Below are 13,983 nucleotides of genomic sequence, written 5' to 3'. Positions count from 1 at the left end.
CCGCAGGGGACGATGCCGGAGAAATGCGCAAGATCCGGTTCTACGTTGAGGCTGATGCCGTGAAAGCTCACCCAGCGCCGCACGCGGATGCCGATGGCGGCGATCTTGTCCTCGGCGTCGGGCGCCTTCTCGGGCCGCCTCACCCAGACGCCGACCCGGTCCTCGCGCCGCTCGCCGCGCACATTGAAGGCGTCGAGCGTGTCGATCAGCCAGGCCTCGAGCGCCGCGACGAAGCGCCGGAGATCCGGCTCGCGCCGCTTCAGGTCGAGCATGACATAGGCCACGCGCTGGCCGGGGCCGTGATAGGTATACTGGCCGCCGCGGCCGCTGCGATGGACCGGGAATCGCTCCGGCGCGATCAGATCCTCGTCCTTGGCCGAGGTGCCGGCTGTGTAGAGCGGCGGGTGCTCCACGAGCCAGACGCGCTCGGGCGCGAGCCCGTCGGCGATCAACCCGGCGCGGCGCTCCATCTCGGCCACGGCCTCGTCATAGCCGAGGAGGCCTTCCGCCACGACCCATTCGACCGGGGCCGAGCCGGCGGCGGGCCAGAACATTTCGGAGAGCGCCTCGCGCGTCTTCACTGCGCATTAACCCTGTTGCGACCAACTTCGGAACGAAGCGGCGGCGAGCCTCATGCTCCCTGCTGGGGCAACAGGCAAGTTTGGTTGTTCGTATTCTGAAGTAGGGTTCCGGAGGCACGACTTGAAGGCCGATCTCGATCTCGTCCCCGTCGAATTGACGGTCGTGCTGGGTTCCGCGCGCATGCCGATCTACAAGCTGCTGCGCATGGGCCGCGGCGCCATCATCGAGCTCAACGCCAGCGAGACCGACGAGGTCCAGATCCTCGCCAACAACCACCCCTTCGCCAAGGGCATCGTCGTGGTCAGTGGCCAGAAGATCTCCGTCGAGATCACCCAGATGCTGAAACGCCCGACGGTCTACACGCTTCAGACCGTGGCGGCGGCCTGATCGCCTTTTCCTGCGCTTGGCCCTTGTGGCGACGGATTCGATTTGCTAGACCCGCGCCGCTCCGGAGTTCACCGCCACGGCGGGACGCTTCGACGCCGCGGTCATGGCGGAATTGGTAGACGCACTACCTTGAGGTGGTAGCGGGGAGACCCGTGGAGGTTCGAGTCCTCTTGACCGCACCAGATTGGGGCCCAGGCCCGGCGAACGGCGATCCGCGAGGGTCGCCGTTCGCGTTTCGGGTCTCGCTCGCCCTTTTTGCCCAAATCGCGCCCTGTTGCATTGCAACGACGACGGGCCGCTGACACAAGGGCGGCAGGCGCCGCGCCGAGTCCGGTTGGGCCGAACCTGTTTCCCGCAGCACGGAGCGCCCCATGACGGACACCGAGAACGCTGCCGTCGAATCGCCCGAGCGCCCGATCCGCGACGAGGACGGCGCAATCGATTCCCGTCTCGTCGAGCAGGTCTCGCAGGCGCTGCTGCTCTCCGACCTGACGACGCTGCGCGCCGTCGTCGCCGACATGCACGAGGCCGATCTCGGCGCGCTGCTCGAGGCGCTCGACGCCGAGGAACGCACGCGGCTGATCTCGCTGCTCGGCCGCGACTTCGACTTTACCGCCCTGACCGAGGTCGACGATTCGGTCCGCGAGGAAATCCTCGAGGCGCTCTCGGCCGAAACGGTCGCCGAGGGCGTCCGCGAACTCGACACCGACGACGCCGTCTACATTCTCGAGGACCTCGACGAGGCCGACAAGCAGGAGGTGCTCGACCGGCTCACCCCGGCCGAGCGCATCGTCCTGCAGCAGGGCCTCGATTATCCCGAAGGCAGCGCCGGCCGGCGCATGCAGAGCGAGATCCTCGCCGTTCCCGCCTTCTGGACGGTCGGCCAGACGATCGACCATCTGCGCCAGACCGAGGACCTGCCCGAGCGTTTCTTCGAAATCCTCGTCGCGGATCCCGCGCATCACTTCGTCGGCTCGGTGCCGCTCGACCGGCTGCTGCGGACGCGCCGCCCGGTCGAGATCGCGACCCTGGTCGAGGAAGACAGCCGGGTGGTCAAGGCGACCGACGACATCGAGGACGTGGCGCGCCTGTTCCAGCGCTACAACCTGATCGCCGTCCCGGTCATCGACGAGGCCTCGCGGCTGGTGGGCGTCATCACCGTCGACGACATCGTCGACGTCATCGAGGAGGCGGCCGACGACGACGTCAAGCAGCTCGGCGGCGTCAACGCCGACGAGGAACTCTCGGACCCGGTGCGCCAGATCGCGCGCAGCCGCTTCAGCTGGCTCTTCGTCAACCTCTTCACCTCCTTCCTCGCCGCCGCGGTGATGAGCCTGTTCGAGGCGCAGCTCTCCCAGGTCGTGGCGCTCGCCATCCTGGCGCCGGTGGTGGCGAGCCAGGGCGGCAATGCCGCGACGCAGACCATGACCGTCGCGGTGCGGGCCCTTGCGACACAAGAGCTCGGCGGCTGGAACCTGCGCCGCTTCTTCACCCGCGAGATGATCGTCGGGCTGATCAACGGCGTCGGCTTCGCGCTGATCACCGGCATCGTCGCGTCGCTCTGGTTCGCGAGCCAGGGGCTCGGCGTCGTCATCGCCATCGCCATGGTGGTCAACCTGCTGGCGGCCGCCATGGCCGGAGTCCTGATCCCCGTCCTCCTCGACCGCTACGCGATCGACCCCGCCGTCGCCTCCGGAACCTTCGTGACGACGGTGACGGATGTGGTCGGCTTCTTTTCGTTCCTGGGCATCGCTGCGATCTGGCTCGCCCATGCCTGAGCGCGGTCCGGTCGTGTCAGCGTAAACGGCCCGTCAAGCTTTCTCCTCAATCTTGCGGCACATGGATTCTCGCCGCATGAACCTCTTCAAGCCCGCATCCCTCCTCGCTGCCGCCGCGCTGGTCGTGCTTGGCGGCTGCGTCGCCATGGAGGGTCACTACCCCGCGAAGGGCGACGCGCGCCCGCATCCGGGCGTGGCGGAGGCCCATCGCTACCCGATCCACGGCATCGACATCTCGCGCTGGCAGGGCGAGATCGACTGGACGGCGGTCAAGGGCGCCGGAACCCGCTTCGTCTTCATGAAGGCGACCGAGGGCGGGGACCACGTCGACCCCGCCTTCCAGCGCAACTGGGAGGGCGCGCGCCGCGCCGGCATTCCCCGCGGCGCCTACCACTTCGTCTACTGGTGCCGCCCCGCCCATGAGCAGGCGCTCTGGTTCAAGCAGCACATCCCCAACGATCCCGACGCGCTGCCGCCGGTTCTCGACGTCGAATGGAACGGGCATTCGCGAAGCTGCCCGAAGAAGATCGACCGCAACCTCGCGCTGGAGAAGATCCAGCTGATGCTGACCGAACTCGAGCAACTCACCGGCAAGAAGCCGATCATCTACACCGACATCACCTTCCACAAGGACGTGCTGGAAGGCCAGTTCGATGACTATCCCTACTGGATCCGCTCGACCGCCGCCCTGCCCGAAACGCGCTACGTCAACCGGCCCTGGGAGTTCTGGCAGTTCACCACGACGGGCCGCGTGCCCGGCATCAAGGGCGACGTCGACCGCAACGCCTTCTTCGGCAACGAGGGCGAGTTCATCGGCTGGCGAACCGGAGAGTTCGACATCGGCACGCGTCAGTGGAGGCGGCAGCGCCCGGTCCCGCCGCAGCCGAGCCCCGGGCCCGAGCGCCCGGCTGCGCCCTCGCCGGCTGTCGCCGGGATCCCCGGCAGCGTCGCCCCCGTCTCCTCGGCCTTCGCGCCGGCGGCCGACGCGGTCGCCGAGGACGAGTGACCGGTCGCCGCCGCGCCGGTTAACCAAAGCTGAAACAAGCGCGGCGCATTCGAGCCAGTTCTAACCGGCCCTTAACCACGGCCTCGCCATCTCGGAAGGCAGGTCAGGAGAAGGAGAAGCCGGTGCGATCGACGATGTGGAACCGGGTGGCCCTCCCGGCCGTCCTTGCCGGCCTGTTCGCCGTCCTGACCGGCCCCGCCGAGGCGCTCTATCCCAAGAAGAGCGATTCATCGCCGCATCACGGCGTCCGTGACGCCCGCCGCCAGGCGATCCAGGGCATCGACGTGTCGCGCTGGCAGGGCGAGATCGACTGGGAGAAGGTCAAGGACGCCGGCACCCGTTTCGTCTTCATGAAGGCGACCGAAGGCGGCGACCATCTCGATCCGAACTTCCGGCAGAACTGGGCCGGCGCCAAGCGGGCCGGCATCGCGCGCGGCGCCTATCACTTCGTCTGGTGGTGCCGCCCGGCGCATGAGCAGGTGCGCTGGTTCAAGCGCCACATCCCACGCGATCCAGACGCCCTGCCTCCCGTCCTCGACGTCGAGTGGCAGCACGGCTCGCAATGCAATCGCAAGGTCTCGCGCGCGCAGGTGCTCGAGAAGATGCGCATCATGCTCGCCGCCCTGCAGGAGCACACCGGCAAGAAGCCGATCATCTACACCGACATCAACTTCCACGAGGACATCCTCGAGGGCGAGTTCAACGACTACCCCTACTGGCTACGCTCGACCGCCGCTCCGCTGAAGCATCGCTACAAGCGCGAGCAATGGGAGTTCTGGCAGTTCACCACCACCGGCCGCGTCCCCGGCATCACCGGCGACGTCGACCGCAACGCCTTCTTCGGCAACGAGCGCGAATTCGCCGCCTGGCGCGAAGGCCGCTTCGACATCGGGACACGGCGCTGGCGCGGCGGAGAGCCGAAGGTGGCCGGTCGCAAGCCGCCCGCGAACGCGGCCGGCTCGCGCGCCCCGCAGGCCGCCGGTGGTACGCCGCTGCGACTGCGCCCCGCCCGCATCCCGCAGCGCACGGCCAGCGTCGACTGATCCGGCAACCCGGCGTCGCACCGTCATCGAACCGTCATCGAACCGTCATCGAGCGGGCGCAGGCCTCGTCTGTGTCCCTCGCACGCAATGTCCCGTTTCGATCATGAGCCTCAACGCCGCCCGCCCCGACGCGCAGTCCAGCCTCGGCATCATCTGGGCCTACCGCTTCGATCCCGAGGGCGTGCCGACCCTGATCGAGCGGAGCTCCGTCCCGGAGGTGACCCCGGACACCGGCTTCGTCTGGATCCATCTCGATCTCGTCCACAGCCGCGCCAAGGACTGGATCACCCAGCAGCCCTGGCTGCCGGCGGCGGCCGAGGACATGTTCGTCTCGCCCGAGAGCCATCAGCGGCTGGACCACTCCTCCGGTCTCGTCTGGGGCGTCTCGCACGACCTCGTCCGCGACGTCGCGGCCGATTCCGACATGGTCGGGCCGCTCTACTGGATCGTCGGCGAGCGCCTGCTGCTGACCGGGCGGCGCGAGGCCCTGCAGTCGATCCGCCTCGCCGCCGACGCGCTCAGCCGCGGCGAGACGGTGGAGAGCCCGGTGCTGCTCTTCGAGCTGATCATCGAATACATCATCGACGACGTCGCCCGGGCGGTCGTGCGGCTGATGGACGAGACCGACGATGTCGAGGACCAGGTGCTCGCCGACCGCTTCGACGACGCGCCCGCCCGCGTCGGCGCGGTCCGGCGCATGGCTGTGCGGCTGCACCGCCAGCTCGGCGGGCTCCACCTGCTGTTTCGCCGCTTCTCGGAGACCAATTCGGGGCGCAAATCGCCCGACGAGGTCAAGGCCGCCGCCGCGCGCCTCCTCCAGCGCATCGACGGCCTCCATCACGACGTCCAGTCGGTGCAGGACCGCGCCCGCCTGCTCCAGGACGAGATGTCGGCGCGCACGGCGAGCCAGACCAACCGACAGCTCTACGTCCTCTCGATCCTGACGGCGCTGTTCATGCCGGCGACCTTCATCACCGGCCTGTTCGGCATCAATGTGAAGGGCCTGCCCTGGATGGAGCACGATCTCGGCGCGCTCTTCGTGGCCTTGACCTGCCTGGGCGCGGCGCTGCTGACGCTGGTGCTGCTGCGCCGTCGCGGCGTCATCGGCGGCTGACGGGGGGCGTCCGCAGCCCTTCCGCATCGATGCCCAACCCGCTGCGCGCGCCCACGCGCTGACTTGAGCGCCAGCCGCGCTATAAGTCGAGGAAACGCCGGACGCCCACGCCGCGCCGGCCCCTCGGGAGGTCCACCATGCTCGCCAATGCGCCCCGCCCCTTCAATTTCGACCTCGGCGAGACCGCCGATGCGATCCGCGACACGGTCCATGCCTTCGCGCAGGAAAAGATCGCGCCGCGCGCCCAGGAGATCGACGCGACGAACCAGTTCCCGCGCGATCTCTGGCCGCAGATGGGCGCGCTCGGCCTGCACGGCATCACGGTGAAGGAGGAGGATGGCGGCGCCGGGCTCGGCTATCTCGAGCATGTCGTGGCGATCGAGGAGGTCTCCCGCGCCTCGGCCTCGGTCGGCCTCTCCTATGGCGCCCACTCGAACCTCTGCGTCAACCAGATCGCCCGCAACGGCAACGCCGCTCAGAAGGCGAAATACCTACCCAAGCTGATTTCGGGCGAGCATGTCGGCGCGCTCGCCATGTCCGAGCCCGGGGCCGGCTCCGACGTCGTCTCGATGAAGACGAAGGCGGTGAAGACCGGCGACCGCTACGTCCTCACCGGCAACAAGATGTGGATCACCAACGGCCCCATCGCCGAGACGCTGGTGGTCTACGCCAAGACCGACCCCGAGGCCGGATCAAAAGGCATCACCGCCTTCCTGATCGAGAAGGGCATGAAGGGCTTCTCGACCCATCAGAAGCTCGACAAGCTCGGCATGCGCGGCTCCGACACCTGCGAACTCGTCTTCGAGGATTGCGAGGTGCCCGAGGAGAATGTGCTGGGCAGCGTGGGGCGCGGCGTCAACGTGCTGATGAGCGGCCTGGACTATGAGCGCGTCGTGCTGGCGGCCGGCCCGCTCGGCATCATGCAGGCGGCGCTCGACGTGGTCATGCCCTACGTCCATGAGCGGAAGCAGTTCGGCCAGGCGATCGGCGAGTTCCAGCTTGTCCAGGGCAAGATCGCCGACATGTATGTGATGATGAACGCCTGCAAGGCCTATGTGTATTCCGTCGCCAAGGCCTGCGATCGCGGCGAGACCACCCGCGAGGACGCCGCCGGCGCGATCCTGATCGCAGCCGAGAAGGCGACCCAGATCGCGCTCGACGCCATCCAGCTGCTCGGCGGCAACGGCTACATCAACGACTACCCGACGGGCCGCCTGCTGCGCGACGCCAAGCTCTACGAGATCGGCGCCGGCACGAGCGAGATCCGGCGCATGCTGATCGGGCGCGAGCTGTTCCAGAAGACGAAGTAGGATTCCCAGCACCAACCGCGCCGTCATCCTGGACAAGCCGCGAAGCGGCGCAGGCCGGGATCCATCCTAGAGCAGCCACGGTATTCTAGGATGGATCCCGGACGACCTTCGGTCGCCCAGGATGACGGCAGAGCGTGAGCGATCAAAACAACGGACCAAAAGCCCACCATGCCCCTCTACTTCGCCTACGGCCTCAACATGGATCCCGCCGGCATGGCGCAGCGCTGCCCGCGCTCCAAGCCGCTCGGGCCGGCCCGCCTGCCGCGCCACCGCTTCCTCGTTACCACGGACGGCTACGCCTCGGTCGTCCGCGACCCGCGCGAGGAGGTCCATGGCGTGCTCTGGGATTGCGCGCTCAGTGACATCCGCACGCTCGACAAGTTCGAGGACCTCGCCAGCGGGCTCTACGTCAAGATCAGCCAGCCGGTGATCGTCCCCGGCGGCGCCAAGCGCGCGCTGGTCTATATCGGCCGCTCGGGCGATCCCGGCCGGCCCAAGCCGGGCTATATGGAGACCGTCATCGCCTCGGCGAAACACTGGGCCTTGCCAGAGAGTTATATAGCCGGCTTGAATCGCTTTCTGAGTGAAGAGAGAGGCATAGTGTTGCCGCGATTGTCGGTCGAGTTCCGCAATCTGCCTTTGGACGCCCGGCCTTAGCCGGGCGTCCAACCCGTTTCTGAGATGTCCCGATTACAGCTCGCTGCCAAGGTCGGTCATCTCCCATCGCCAACGTGTTGCCGCTGATGGGCCATTGGCCGTTGATTGCCCAGCTCCCTCCCTATTGAGGTTTGGCGCGATGTTGTGCCTGAGCAAGGCGCCCACGGTCGCTAAGTCCGTATTGCGCAAGGCCAAACTTCCCAATGTGGCCCATTCCTGACATCTGGAGCGTCCGCTTTTCAGTAATCTTGCTGGCGCGGAGGCGCGACGGTCCACGCTGTCCCGAACGGCAACCTCCGGTCGGTCCGCCTGGCGGCCGACAAGATCATGGGGTGGTCGAAGTGTGTGATGGCGGATTACCCGCAGCCAATTTGTTTGGAGATTTTATACTTGACGCACCAATCCTTGTGCGCGGTGAACGGCGGGACTCGACTCTGGGTTGAGTGGAGTAGGAGAATGCCGCATCGCCAAGCCGCGATGGGGGACCAGATGGGGCTCAGATACGAAGACCTCGACGACGAAACTCGACGCTTCATGGTCGAGGAAATCGAAATGGATACGGCGTCGGACAAGATTTACCGCAGCTCATATCTAGGCCAGCGGGCGCAGGGCAATTGGCCCGACTACATCAGGGAAGCCGCTCTATCCGGCTCTGACGTTTCTTTGGCGAGCCAACTGCGAGCGCCGGGGATGTTGAACCAGATGACGCAGCGAATGCTCGCCACCGGTAGGACAATCACCGCCAAGGTGCCTCACAACGCGGCAGAGGTTTTGGCAGAGAGCGAGTTCAATCGGTATTACGCGCGCGGCCTCAGCCGCCGGGCGATTGAAGCTGGCGTCGCGCGGCTTCAAGTCTACCGCGCAAAAGCGGTCATGAGCCCGCGCCAAGAATCGGAACGAATGATCGGGTTACTTGTAGATCCAGGCACGCTATTGATTGACTTACGCGGCAGCATTGGCGTCGAGACCGCGCTTGGGATCCCTCCCGGACCCGGCTCTGGCATAAGCGTCCGGCTCCCCAAGAACTAACGACCCATCGCTCGCCAGGGAGTAGTCGAAAGCGAAATCGTCCAGTTCCATCTTGAAAAGTAGCGGGGCGCCGGCCAGCTCCCAGCCGCGCTTATGGCATAGGTGGGATATCGTAATTGGGTGATAGCGTCGATGCTGGAGGGAGGCGCGGGTGCTCACACGAATCAAGAAAATCAAAAGCCTCGGGGTTTTTGACAATTACTTGGCGGCGGCTGAGCTGCCTGCCTTCGGTCGTTTCAATGTAGTCTATGGTGAGAATGGCTCAGGCAAGACCACCTTCTCGCGATTGCTCGCCAGCCTCGAAGCCGGCACGCACCCGGACCATCCCGATCTCGAATACGCCATCGATAGCCAGTCCGGTGCACTCACCCATGGCAACAAGTACCTGCGTGGCGTGCGCGTCTTCAACAGCGACTACGTGGAGGCCAATATCGGGCGGTTCGATGGGCCGCTGAGGCATATTCTCATCATCGGCGAAGAAAACAAAGCGGTCGCTGAGGAGTTGAAAGCGGAGATCGCTACCCGCGACGATCGGGCCCACAAGATCGCGACCGTGACCACCGCCGTCGCCAAGATCGACAACGATAAGGGCAAACTGTTCTCGCAGATCGCCAAGACGATCGGCGAAGCCACCAGCGGTTCGACGTTGCGCAGCTATCGGAAGCCCGATGCGGAAGCCGCGTTCGCCAAGCTGGCATGCGTACGCTCTCTGACCGACAACGAGCTCAAAGTTCACCGCGCCACCGTCCGGCAGGAGCAGATGGCTGCGATAACCCAGTTCGGTCTTCCCTCTCTGGTGATCGAAGGCAACGAGATCAACGTGATCGACTTGGCTGCGAGCGCCGGGAAACGCGCGGAGGCTTTCCTTCTGCGGTCGGCGCAGGCCGCAGTCATCGAAAGGCTGGTAAAGAATCCTGCCATCGCATCATGGGTGGACGAAGGCCTTCACATTCATTCGGGCGCCGAGCGCTGCGAGTTCTGCAATCAACCGTTGCTCGCCGAACGTATGAAGGCGCTCGCCGCACACTTCAGCGTCGAGGACCGGAAGCTCAAAGACGAGCTTGAGGGCGAGCGCTCCGGTGTCACCGCGACCATGGAAAGCTTGGGCAGCTTCCCCCTGCCTGATCGCCTCGCCTTCTATTCCGAGCTTCGAGCCGACTACGACACGGTAATCGGGGAATTCGCCGAAGGGCGAAACAAGTTCATCGCCCAGCTCGCCACTGTCTGTGACGCACTGACCGAAAAGCTCACCCTGCGCACCACCGCGTATGAGCGCGAGATCGACTGCGATATCGCCGGGCTGGCGTCTGCCTACGAGGCCATTCAGGACATCATCAGGCGTCATCAGGACAAGACCGCTAGCTTCGACAAAGCCAAGACGGACGCGGCGAAGGCAATCGAGGGCCACTACTTGCTGACCATCAAGGAGCAAGTGGACGAGCTGGCTAACCAAGCGGCGAAGCTGAGGGCCGAAGGCGACCTGTTGCGTGACGGCGGAGACAGTCTTCCGGACAAGCGCGGTCTAGAAGCGCTTTCACAATCCATCATCGCCAAGCAGGCGCAGGTCTCGAACGCTCACGCGGGTGGAGAAGGCCTGACCAATCACCTCAAGCAGTTCCTCGGGCGCACCGACCTGCGGTTCGAGTCCGGCGACAATGGTTATCAGGTTCTTCGCCGGGGTAAGCCAGCCAAACGGCTGAGTGAGGGCGAAAAGACGGCCATCGCGTTTCTGTATTTCCTCGTTCAGCTTAAGGATCAGGAGTTCAATCTGGCCGAAGGCGTCGTCGTGATCGACGACCCTATCTCCAGCCTAGATTCATCCGCGATCTATCAGGCGTTCTCGTTCCTAAAGAACGAAGCCAAGGACGCGAAGCAACTCTTCATCCTGACGCACAACTTTGAATTCCTGAAGCTGCTGATCAACTGGTTTGAGAATTCGGGGCTTAAGAAGGCCGACAAAACCTACACGATGGTGGTGTGCACGGAGACCGCGAACGGGCGTTCCGCGCGTCTGACCCCACTCGACCAGCTCTTGATCGACCACGCCACGGAGTATCATTACCTATTCAAGGTGCTTTACACGTTCCAGTCCGACGGGACGATCCTGAGCTGCTATCACATCCCTAACATCGCCCGGAAAGTGCTTGAGACCTTCTTGGACTTCCACGTGCCCTCGAAGGGCTCGCTGTACGCTAAGCTCGATAAAGTGGTCTTCGATGACCACAAGAAGACGGCAATCAACAAGTTCGCCAACGACCTCTCGCACTACACTGGCAAGGGGTTCGATCCGGCATTGGTTGCGGAGTCCCAGAAGAATACCAAGTATCTACTGGAAATGATCAAAGCGGTTGCTCCACTGCACTACGGCGGCCTTGAAGCGCTCTCCCAGCTTTGATGCTGATCACCGGTTCGTAGCGATAGGCGCCGTGATCAAGGGCTGCCTCAATTGCGAGGACGAGGAAAGCCTCTGGACCGCCTGCCAGTTCGAGCGCGATCTCGCGGCGCGCATCATGGGGCAGGCTAAGGGCGTGTCCGCTTTTGCGGTAGATATTCGATGTCAGGTCTTGGCGCGATGCAGCGATAGCCGGTGACGAGCCTAACGGCGCGGCACGTCCGTCGGAGAGATTGATCACCTGCTAGCGAAAATCGCGCGTCTTCACCCTGATCGTATCGATATGCAGATCTGGGATGTAGATATCGCGCGTGCGAAGCCCTTTCGGCGGAAGCCCGCGCGGATCGGGAGCGGGGCTCCCGTGGTGGAACTCGTCGCCGCGCCCATGCGGCAACGGGAACCCCACCTCGCGCTCGCCGACGCTGGCCAGTTCGACCGACAGATCCGTCAGGCGCTGCGCAACCAGATGGACGACCTCCCCCTCGCGCTGAATCCGACCCCGCACGCCGATCATCCCGGCGGTCAGGATGGTCCGCCGGTTGAGCTCGAAGACCTTCGGCCAAACGACGAGGTTGGCGATGCCGGTCTCGTCCTCCAGCGTGATGAACATGACGCCCTTGGCCGAGCCCGGGCGCTGGCGGACGAGGACGAGCCCAGCGGCTTCAAGCCAGCGCCCGTCCCGGGCAAGCATGGCGTCTCGGCAGGTGACGATGCGCCTGCGGGAGAGGTCGGCGCGCAGGAACGAGACCGGATGGTCCCGCAGCGTCAGGCCGACATGGGTGTAGTCGTCGACCACTTCGCTGCCTGCCGTCATCGGGCGGAGCGACACGTCCGGCTCGTCGAGCTCGGGAACAACTGCCTGCTCACGGTCCGACGCTGCCGAGAACAGCGGCATGGGTTCATCGCGAAGTCGCTTGATCGCCCAGAGGGCTTCTCGCCGCGAGATGCCGAGCCCCGGCCGAAACGCGTCGGCTTCGGCCAGTTGCGCCAAGGTCGAGGCCGGCACAGCCGCCCGACGCCAGAGGTCGTCGATCGACTGGAAGGCTAGTTTGGCGCGGGCCGCCACCAGTCGACCGCCGTGCGCGTTGGCGAGCCCCTTCACCATCCGCAGTCCGAGCCGGACCGCAAACCGGTCCTCGTCGGCGGTCGGCTCCAGCGTGCAGTCCCAGCGCGAGGCGTTCACACAGACCGGGCGGATCTCGACGCCATGGACCTGGGCGTCGCGGACGATCTGAGCGGGGGCGTAGAACCCCATGGGCTGGGCGTTGAGCAGAGCAGCGCAGAAGACGTCCGGATGCCAGCATTTCAGCCAGCTCGAGGCATATGCGATCAGGGCGAAGGAGGCGGCATGGCTTTCCGGAAAGCCATAGGAGCCGAAGCCTTCGAGCTGCTTGAAGGTCGTCTCGGCGAAGTCCCGCTCGTAGCCGTTGGCGACCATGCCATTGATCAGCTTGTCCTTGAACGACGAGACCCCGCCCGTGAACTTGAAGGTGGCCATCGACTTGCGCAGCATGTCGGCCTCGCCCGGCGTAAAACCGGCACACTCGATCGCGACCCGCATCGCTTGCTCCTGGAAGAGCGGCACGCCCAGCGTCTTGCCCAAGACCTTCTCCAGCGCTGGCGTCGGATAGTGCACAGGCTGCAGTCCCGACCGGCGGCGCAGATAGGGATGGACCATGTCTCCCTGGATAGGACCTGGCCGCACGATCGCAACCTGAACGACCAGGTCATAGAAGGTCCGGGGCTTCAGCCGCGGCAGCATCGACATCTGCGCCCGGCTCTCGATCTGGAAGGTTCCGACCGTGTCGGCCTTGCGGATCATGGCGTAAGTGCGGGGATCCTCTGCGGGGATCGTCGCCAGATCCAGCGTGATGCCCTTGTGGTCGGCGAGAAGGTCGAGTCCACGCTTCATCGCGGTCAGCATGCCGAGCGCCAGCACGTCGACCTTCATGAACCTCAGCGCGTCGATGTCGTCCTTGTCCCATTCGATGACCTGGCGATCGGCCATGGCGGCGGGCTCGATCGGCACGAGTTCGTCGAGCCGGTCATGAGTCAGGACGAAGCCGCCGGGGTGCTGCGACAGGTGCCGCGGAGCGCCCATCAACTGCCGGGCGAGATCGAGAGCAAGGAGAAGGCGGCGGTCGGGGGCGAGCTTGAGATCCTGAACCTCCTTCGCGCCGACGCCCTCCTTGGACCAGCCCCAGACCTGCGACGACAGCATCGCGATCAAGTCCTCGGTCAGACCCAGCGCCTTCCCGACGTCGCGCAAGGCGCCCTTGGTCCGGTAGCGGATCACGGTTGAACAGAGCGCAGCGTGATCGCGGCCATAGGTCTCAAAGACCCACTGCATGACGATCTCGCGGCGCTCGTGTTCGAAGTCCACGTCGATGTCGGGCGGCTCGCGCCGCTCCTCCGAGACGAAGCGCTCGAACAGCAGGTCGTTGCGCCCGGGGTCGATGGACGTGATGCCTAGTACGAAGCAGACGGCCGAGTTCGCCGCTGATCCCCTGCCCTGGCACAGGATCTCCTGCGACCGGGCGAAGCGGACGATGCTGTTCACCGTCAGGAAGTACGGCGCATAGGCGAGCTTGGCGATCAGCCGCAACTCATGTTGCAACGCCTTGCGGACCCGCTCGGGCAGGCCTTCCGGATAGCGCGCCTCAGCGCCTTCCCAGGTCAACTTCT

Annotated in this window: 12 protein-coding genes and 1 tRNA gene; 11 read left to right on the top strand and 2 right to left on the bottom strand. The window is 65.3% G+C overall.

What is annotated here, in order from left to right; translation table 11 throughout:
• A partial coding sequence (lipB, locus tag Q8M82_RS21130; protein WP_305693268.1) for a lipoyl(octanoyl) transferase LipB occupies positions 1-554 on the bottom strand: 554 nt, incomplete at its 3' end.
• A gap of 148 nt (positions 555-702) precedes the next feature.
• Between lipB and Q8M82_RS21125 the strand changes: the two genes are divergently transcribed.
• The 11 genes from Q8M82_RS21125 (at position 703) to Q8M82_RS21075 (ending at position 11,497) form a co-directional block, all read left to right on the top strand.
• Entirely contained in the window at positions 703-969 is a 267-nt protein-coding gene (locus Q8M82_RS21125; protein WP_069055500.1) for a FliM/FliN family flagellar motor switch protein, read from the top strand.
• Positions 970-1,066: 97 nt separating this feature from the next.
• Positions 1,067-1,151: transfer RNA gene (locus Q8M82_RS21120), tRNA-Leu, on the top strand.
• 189 nt (positions 1,152-1,340) lie between these two features.
• Positions 1,341-2,747 carry a magnesium transporter gene (gene mgtE / locus Q8M82_RS21115; RefSeq protein WP_305693267.1) on the top strand — a complete coding sequence of 469 codons (1,407 nt, stop codon included), beginning with the start codon at positions 1,341-1,343 and terminating at the stop codon, positions 2,745-2,747.
• A gap of 76 nt (positions 2,748-2,823) precedes the next feature.
• Positions 2,824-3,753: a glycoside hydrolase family 25 protein gene (locus Q8M82_RS21110; RefSeq protein WP_305693266.1), complete on the top strand. Its 930-nt coding sequence runs from the start codon at positions 2,824-2,826 to the stop codon at positions 3,751-3,753.
• A gap of 122 nt (positions 3,754-3,875) precedes the next feature.
• On the top strand, positions 3,876-4,796 hold the full coding sequence (locus Q8M82_RS21105) for a glycoside hydrolase family 25 protein (protein WP_305693265.1): 921 nt from the start codon (positions 3,876-3,878) through the stop codon (positions 4,794-4,796).
• Positions 4,797-4,899: 103 nt separating this feature from the next.
• On the top strand, positions 4,900-5,910 hold the full coding sequence (locus Q8M82_RS21100) for a CorA family divalent cation transporter (RefSeq protein ID WP_305693264.1): 1,011 nt from the start codon (positions 4,900-4,902) through the stop codon (positions 5,908-5,910).
• A 137-nt stretch (positions 5,911-6,047) separates the two neighbouring features.
• Positions 6,048-7,220 carry an isovaleryl-CoA dehydrogenase gene (locus tag Q8M82_RS21095; protein WP_305693263.1) on the top strand — a complete coding sequence of 391 codons (1,173 nt, stop codon included), beginning with the start codon at positions 6,048-6,050 and terminating at the stop codon, positions 7,218-7,220.
• Positions 7,221-7,388: 168 nt separating this feature from the next.
• On the top strand, positions 7,389-7,877 hold the full coding sequence (locus tag Q8M82_RS21090) for a gamma-glutamylcyclotransferase family protein (RefSeq protein WP_305693262.1): 489 nt from the start codon (positions 7,389-7,391) through the stop codon (positions 7,875-7,877).
• Positions 7,878-8,333: 456 nt separating this feature from the next.
• Positions 8,334-8,906 carry a hypothetical protein gene (locus tag Q8M82_RS21085; protein ID WP_305693261.1) on the top strand — a complete coding sequence of 191 codons (573 nt, stop codon included), beginning with the start codon at positions 8,334-8,336 and terminating at the stop codon, positions 8,904-8,906.
• A gap of 151 nt (positions 8,907-9,057) precedes the next feature.
• Positions 9,058-11,301, top strand: coding sequence for an AAA family ATPase (locus tag Q8M82_RS21080; protein WP_305693260.1), 2,244 nt, complete (start codon positions 9,058-9,060; stop codon positions 11,299-11,301).
• Between the two features lie 31 nt (positions 11,302-11,332).
• Positions 11,333-11,497, top strand: a complete 165-nt coding sequence (locus tag Q8M82_RS21075; protein WP_305693259.1) for a hypothetical protein — start codon at positions 11,333-11,335, stop codon at positions 11,495-11,497.
• Between the two features lie 45 nt (positions 11,498-11,542).
• Here the strand turns inward: Q8M82_RS21075 and Q8M82_RS21070 are convergent.
• Positions 11,543-13,983, bottom strand: a 2,441-nt coding sequence (locus tag Q8M82_RS21070; protein WP_305693258.1) for an error-prone DNA polymerase, incomplete at its 5' end; no start/stop codon positions are given.

Origin of the sequence: Allobosea sp., assembly GCF_030694325.1 — a bacterium.
In the GTDB taxonomy this organism is placed as follows: Bacteria; Pseudomonadota; Alphaproteobacteria; order Rhizobiales; family Beijerinckiaceae; genus Allobosea.
The sequence above is the reverse complement of the archived record's forward strand: the minus strand, read 5'-3'. Positions and strand labels throughout refer to the sequence as shown.

Coding starts and splice junctions, on each gene's coding strand:
- mgtE (WP_305693267.1), top strand. CDS start 1,341: ATGACGGACACCGAGAACGCTGCCGTCGAATCGCCCGAGCGCCCGATC.
- Q8M82_RS21110 (WP_305693266.1), top strand. CDS start 2,824: ATGAACCTCTTCAAGCCCGCATCCCTCCTCGCTGCCGCCGCGCTGGTC.
- Q8M82_RS21100 (WP_305693264.1), top strand. CDS start 4,900: ATGAGCCTCAACGCCGCCCGCCCCGACGCGCAGTCCAGCCTCGGCATC.
- Q8M82_RS21095 (WP_305693263.1), top strand. CDS start 6,048: ATGCTCGCCAATGCGCCCCGCCCCTTCAATTTCGACCTCGGCGAGACC.
- Q8M82_RS21090 (WP_305693262.1), top strand. CDS start 7,389: ATGCCCCTCTACTTCGCCTACGGCCTCAACATGGATCCCGCCGGCATG.
- Q8M82_RS21085 (WP_305693261.1), top strand. CDS start 8,334: ATGCCGCATCGCCAAGCCGCGATGGGGGACCAGATGGGGCTCAGATAC.